The sequence below is a fragment of the Aidingimonas lacisalsi genome (assembly GCF_008079445.1).
Lineage (GTDB): Bacteria > Pseudomonadota > Gammaproteobacteria > Pseudomonadales > Halomonadaceae > Aidingimonas > Aidingimonas lacisalsi.
On record NZ_VRYH01000008.1, the window covers coordinates 114,645 to 121,414 of the forward strand.

Genomic DNA, 6,770 nt, shown 5'->3' on the forward strand with positions numbered 1-6,770 from the left:
CCAAGGCACCGGGAGCGATTCATTGGACAAGGCGATTGCCGCGCAAGGTGATTTTCAAGTACTGGCCGATACGCTGGCACTGGATGCCGGTGAATCGTTCTTCGAAGACCTGGTCATGCACCTGGCCAAGGTACTGCAGGTCGAGTTCGTCCTGATCGGAGAGATCGGCCCCGACAACCTCAGTGTGCATACGCTGGCCATCTGGTCCAAAGGCGAGTTCGGTCCGAACATCGACTATCCTCTCAAGGGCACGCCGTGTGATGGCGTCGTCGGCAACCAGCCCTGCCATTATCCATCGGACATCTGCGCCCGGTTTCCTGATGACCCCATGCTGGAAGAGCTGGGCGCTGAAAGTTATCTGGGGATTCCCATCTTTACCCCTGACGGTTCCGCATTGGGCTTGATCGCCGTACTGGACAGCCGCCCGATGCCACAAGCCGATATGGCTCGCGAGGTGCTCCGCGTTGCCGCCTCACGCGCCGGCGCAGAACTCACTCGCCAGCAAGTCGAGAGACGTTTACGGACCTCGCATCGCGCCTTGACCCTGCTTGGCCGGTGCAACAAGGCACTGATCAGGGCCTCGGATGAGCCGTCGCTGCTGGAATCGATCTGCCACCTGGCCGTCGAGGCAGGTGGCTATCGCATGGCCTCGGTCGGATATGCGCTGAATGATCCGGCGAAGAGTATCGTGCCCCAGGCCTGGGCCGGCAATGAACAGGGTTACTACGAGGCCATTCGTCTCAGTTGGTCGGAGACGGACCCTTACGGCCAGGGACCGGCAGGGCGCTGTATCCGTAGTGGAAAGACGGTCGTCCAGAACAGACTGCGTGCGGATGAACGCTTCAAACCCTGGTTGGAAGACGCGGAAAAGCGAGGCTTTCAACGGATTATCTGTCTGCCGTTACGCAGGGAAGACGGCACGATCTTCGGCATACTGGCGCTGTATGAGGGCCAGAACCATCCGGACCGATCCGGAGACCACGAAGGCGACGAGGTCGACGAGCGTGAGCTGGCGTTACTGGAAGAACTGGCCGACAACCTGGCGTACGGCATCAATGCGTTACGTCTGCGCCTTCGTCAGCAGCGCATGCACCATGCCGTTTTGAAGATCGCCACGGCGGTTTCCGCCCGCAGTGGCAATGCCTATTTCGATCAGTTGGCACACCATATGGTCCAGGCGCTGAATGCCGATGCCGCCTTCGTGGGGCTATTGGATGCAACGCAGCCTCGACAGGTCAACTCGATCGCCGCCGTCATCGATGGGCAGAGTATCGGCGACATTGCCTATGACGTGTCCGGCACTCCCTGCGAACGCGTGATTGCAGAAGGTCATTGGGCGTCGCAGGGCGATATCACGGTGCAGTTACCGACCCAGTATCAGGACAGCTTGCACGGGGTTCGCGCCTACGTCGGCTATCGTCTGGATAATGCCAATGGCGACCCCATCGGGCTGTTGGTGGTCATGTTCCGGCGGCCCCTGGAGGATGCCGGGTTCGTCAGCTCGGTACTGCAGATATTCACGGCCGGTGCCGCTACCGAACTGGAACGGCAGAACGACGAATCCCGCATTATGCGGCTTGCCTATTATGATAGTGCCACCAACCTGCCCAACCGTACCTATTTCAAGGAGTATCTGGAGGCGGCTTTTGCGCTGGCCGCTCAGAAAGACACGTCCTTGGGCGTGCTTTTTCTCGATCTCGACCGTTTCAAGGACATCAATGATTCCTATGGTCACGATACCGGCGACCGGGTGTTGATCGCCGTGGCGGAGCGGTTTGCCAAGGTGTTGCCGGGCAATTGCATGCTGGCCCGCCTGGGTGGCGATGAATTCGTGGTGGTCGCCGAGCATATCGATAATGATGGCATGCGCAAGCTGGCGGAGCGGTTGCAGGGCGTACTGGCGACACCGTTCACGGTTCGCCGGCAGCAGCTTTCCCTCGATGTGAGCCTGGGCATGGCTTGTTATCCAGCCGATGCCGATAACGTGGGCGAGTTGCTCAAACACGCCGACATGGCCATGTATCACGCCAAGGAGCGAGGAAGTGGTTATTGCTCGTACGATTCCGCCATGGGGGAGTCCGTGGCGCGTCGTTTGCTGCTGGCGAAGCGTTTGACCTCCGCACTCAAGAACGATGCGCTCGAGTTGCACTTCCAGGCGCAGATCGACCTCGAAAGCGATACGCTGGTCGGAGTTGAAGCGCTGTGCCGTTGGCACGATGCCGAGCTGGGCTGGATCAATCCGGCCGAGTTCATTCCCTTGGTCGAGGAACGTGGCATGGCCCCGGCGCTAGGAGATTGGGTGCTACAGGCGGCTTGCCGTCAGATCCTTGCCTGGCGGAAACAGGGGGTGTCGGTTCCCTCGGTCAGCATCAATGTCGCGGCGCAACAGCTTGACGATCCTCAATTCGTCCAACGTATCACGACGATTCTTGCGACCTATGGCGTGGCGCCGTCCTCGATCGGTCTCGAGTTGACGGAAGGGGGGTTCATGAAGGATCCCGAGCAGGCCATCGTGTTGATGAAACAGCTCAAGTCAGCGGGGTTCACGCTGGCTGTCGACGACTTCGGTACCGGTTATTCATCGCTGGCCTATCTCAAGAGCTTCCCGCTGGACACACTGAAGATCGATATGTCCTTCGTGCGTAACATGCTATCGAACGACAACGATCTGGCGATCGTGGCAACCATCATTTCGATGGCCCGTAGCCTGAACATGCGAACGGTGGCCGAGGGGGTCGAAACGCGCGGGCAAGCGAACACGCTGCGTGAACTCGGCTGCGACCAGGCACAAGGCTTCTATTATTCACGCCCTCAATCCGGCGAAGCTTTCGCCGCCGACTGGTTGTTGGCTAACTCGCTATCCTAGGCAACAGGCAATCCCGCCCTGCGGCTTTGGCGCGATACAACTGAGCGTCGGCACGGCCGAAAAAAGCCTGTACCGAGACATCGTCCAGAGTGAGCTCAGCCACACCCAAACTGAGGCTATAGTGCAATGTGCCATCATCCAGCGGGATGGGGTGCTCTCGATTGATGCAGCGTATGCGCTCCGCGACCTGCCAGGCTTCGTCGAGCGGCGTCTCGGGCAGTATCACGGCAAACTCTTCCCCGCCATAGCGAGCGAACAGGTCACTGGTTCTCAACACCTGCGAGGTGACTCTGGTGATGTCCTTCAACACACGGTCACCGACTAGATGCCCATGCTCATCGTTGACCGCCTTGAAGCTGTCGACATCGAAGAGAATCAGGCTTAATGGCAGCCTATGACGCCGGGCACGACTGACTTCGCGCTGCATGTGCTCGTCGAACAGACGCCGGTTGTCGATACCGGTCAGGCCATCCTTCTCGGCCTGAATGCGTAATGCCATTTCCGCTTGGCGGCGCCGGGCGATTTCCAGGGTGAGGCGTCGGTTGACGATGTGTAGATAACTCGCGGCCATGAGTACCAGAAGCAACACGATGCTGACGGGAACCAGCCAGCGCCATAGCCGGGTGTAGTCAGGTATGTCGGGAGTGAAGAGCAATGCACTCACATCCGCCTGGTTGATGAGCCCCAGGTCTTTATAAACATTGGCGATCGATCGCCAGCGTTGGGGATTCATGTAGCCTATCTCGATCAGATTGGGCTGCATCAATTCACGGATCTGTGCCGCTTCATGAACCAAAAAGGCCTCATCGTAACGTGGATGGCGAGTCCCATAGTGTTGGAGGATCAATTCCGCAACCGCTTCGGGATGCTCAAGGGCATACTCCCAGCCACGGATACTGGCATCGCGGAAGGCGGCAACCCGCTCCGGCTGGTGTTCAGCGAGTTGCTGGTGCGTGAACAACGTATCACCGTAGAAGTCGATGCCGTAGTCCGCAGGACTGATGGCCACTGGCGTTGCGCCATAACGACGCAGGAAATAGGGCTCATCCGTACTATAGGCCGTCGTGAGTTGTGTGCGCCCGCTGAGCAGATCATCCAGATGCCAGCTCGGTGGGGAGTTGTTGAGTGTGCGGATGTCGATGTTCGCCTTGCGCATCGCTGCGACGGTTTCGGCACTGAGCCGTTTATCTGGATTATTGGTGGGCAGTGTCAACGAGACGGGACGGTTGCCGATCGCTTCCAGACGGTCGAAGCCATAGCGTTTGAGTGTGAGAAAGATCAGCGGTGAACGCTGCATGATATTGGCGACGACCGTTACCGGCGCACCCCGGCTGTGATGAATCAGCAGGTCGGAGCGCGACACGCCGAAGTCGGCGCGCTCGAATATGACCTCTTCCACCGGATCGAGCGCAGCGCCTTGGTTATCATAGCCGCCATGACGAATCTCCACGTCGAAACCCGCGTCACGATAGAAGCCTTGCGCCTGCGCGGCGTAATACCCCGCCGACTGGAACTGGTGATACCAGAGAAGCTGTAATGAAACCGGTTGCAAGTCCTCGCCAGGCCCGTTGGCCCGGGCGACTATATCGCCTTGGAACAGCAGAGCCAGACACAGGGAGCACGTGACCCATCTTCGTCGATGGTGTCGCGTGCTGGCTGGTTTCCCCATCTTGATCCAAGGCTGCGCCATATCCGCCCTTGCATGGTTTCCTAAGCCGTCTTTATCCAGTGTACCCCACTCAGCCGTTGACTGACCTTCTCATTACCGGTCTGACCGACATCAAGTTTTCCCCGCGGCTGCCGATATTGCAGAGCACAATAACAATGCACGGTACCCCTTATGGATTGAAGACGATTCTGGAGATCACACATCAATGGCAACAACACATACATCATCCCACCGACGAGGTATCAGTCTTCAGGCGAAGGTCCTGATGCTGGTGCTTCTACCTCTCTTGGTTGTCACCGTGGCGTTAGTCGCCCGTGAGACGCTTGATCGTATCGACGACAACCAGACTAGATTGGCGCAACAGCGCGAATCCTTGCTCGATAATCGCAAGCAGAGCGTGCGTGACGTCGTGCAACAGGCCAAGACCGCGATTGCACCCATCGTCAATCGCGCGGGTGCGAGCGACGACGAGGCCAAGGCGCAGGCCGCCGAGATCCTGCGCAGCATGCGCTTCGATGGCGATAACTACATTTTCGCATTTGAATATGACGGAATGAATATCGTGCTGCCACATCAGCCGGAACAAGAAGGGACCAATCTTGGCGACCTTCAAAGTCCCAACGGAGATTATTTCATCCGTGAGCTGATTGATCGCGCACAAGCGGGGGGCGGCTTTCATGAATACCCGTGGGAGTATCCCGGCACCGATGAAACCGAGACCAAATATTCCTACGCCGACCGAATCGACGAATGGGACTGGATGATCGGTGCTGGCGTCTATGCACGCGACATCAACGAAGCCATGGCCGAAGCCGAAGCGGTAGCCGCAGCGGATTTGCGCGGCTCGATCATGGGCGCCTCGCTGACGGGGGCCGCCGTCTTCCTGGTCGTCGCCTTCATCGCCTGGTTCCTGGTACGCCGTACGCTGGGGCCTATTCGCCAGACCGTTGCGGCGATGCAGGACATTGCCGAAGGCAAGGGCGACCTGACCCGCCGCCTTGAGGTCGACACCAAGGACGAGGTCGGTGAACTGGCAACCCAGTTCAATGCTTTCGTATCGCGCATGCAGGAAACATTGCGTGAAGTTCGCGGCAGTGTACGCCAGGTCAATCACGCGGCCGGGGAAATCGCTCAAGGTACCGATGAGCTTTCCACGCGTACCGAGCAGGCGGCTGCCAACCTGCAGGAAACCTCCTCGTCGATGGAGGAGATCACCTCGACGGTCAATCACAGTGCCGAGTCCGCCGACCAGGCCAACAAACTCGTGTCGGACACGGCCGATGTGGCGCGACAGGGCGAGTCCGCGATGGGGCAGGTCGAAAAGACCATGACCGATATCAACGATTCCGCCGAGAAGATCAGCAACATCATCAGCATGATCGACTCGATCGCGTTCCAGACCAACATCCTGGCACTCAATGCGTCGGTGGAAGCCGCGCGTGCCGGTGAACACGGCAAAGGCTTCGCTGTCGTCGCCCAGGAAGTGCGTACACTGGCGAGCCGTTCCAGTGAGGCAGCAAGCCAGATTCGCGAACTGATCGACACATCGGTGAATCACACGCAATCCGGTGCCGAGATCGTTCGCCAGGCCGGGCAGACCATGCAGGATATCGTGCAGAGCGTATCGCGCGTGACCGACGTCATCGGCGAAATCAGCGCCGGCGCCAAGGAACAGAGCAGCGGCATCGGGCAGATCAACACCGCGGTCGCGGAAATGGACTCCATGACGCAGCAGAATGCCGCCATGGTTCAGCAGTCGGCCAGTACCAGTGCCGACATGCGCCGCCATGCCGAGCACCTCAATAACTTGATTGCCTCGTTCGTACTGGGCGAAGACGCCGAAACACATCAGCGTCAATCGCTACCCGCTAGCGGTGTCTCCCCCAGCCGTTCCAACGCATCGGCAGCGAATACTCAACGTACACCATCTGTCCCCGTGACGCGGCAAACGGCCGAAGCCGCAGAGGAATGGGAAGCGTTTTAAGCGCTCTGGCCCATCCCAACGCAAACAGGGCGCCGCCAGGCGCCCTGCATCGCGGTTACAACCGCTCCTACAACCCCCGCTGCCGATTCCAGGTAGGAGCGACTTCAGTCGCGATTGGCCGTGTCACCCAGGCAGGCCTCACCGCCCTGCATCGCGGTTGAAACCGCTTATATGGACCCGTCCCGTTGTGCAAGCCCGAATCGCCATGGCCGGGGTGAGACTGCACGCTTATATCCGGCCTGTTAGCGGCA

Annotated in this window: 3 protein-coding genes; 2 read left to right on the forward strand and 1 reads right to left on the reverse strand. The window is 59.1% G+C overall.

What is annotated here, in order from left to right:
• Nucleotides 1-22 precede the first annotated feature (22 nt).
• Nucleotides 23-2,866, forward strand: a complete 2,844-nt coding sequence (locus tag FVV99_RS15960; protein ID WP_148255116.1) for an EAL domain-containing protein — start codon at nt 23-25, stop codon at nt 2,864-2,866.
• Here FVV99_RS15960 and FVV99_RS15965 read toward each other — a convergent pair.
• Nucleotides 2,850-4,418, reverse strand: a complete 1,569-nt coding sequence (locus FVV99_RS15965; protein WP_161599015.1) for a GGDEF domain-containing protein — start codon at nt 4,416-4,418, stop codon at nt 2,850-2,852. The genes FVV99_RS15960 and FVV99_RS15965 overlap by 17 nt on opposite strands.
• A gap of 322 nt (nt 4,419-4,740) precedes the next feature.
• Here FVV99_RS15965 and FVV99_RS15970 point away from each other — a divergent pair, with 322 nt between their 5' ends.
• Nucleotides 4,741-6,519: a methyl-accepting chemotaxis protein gene (locus FVV99_RS15970; RefSeq protein ID WP_148255118.1), complete on the forward strand. Its 1,779-nt coding sequence runs from the start codon at nt 4,741-4,743 to the stop codon at nt 6,517-6,519.
• The last annotated feature ends 251 nt before the right edge of the window (nt 6,520-6,770 follow it).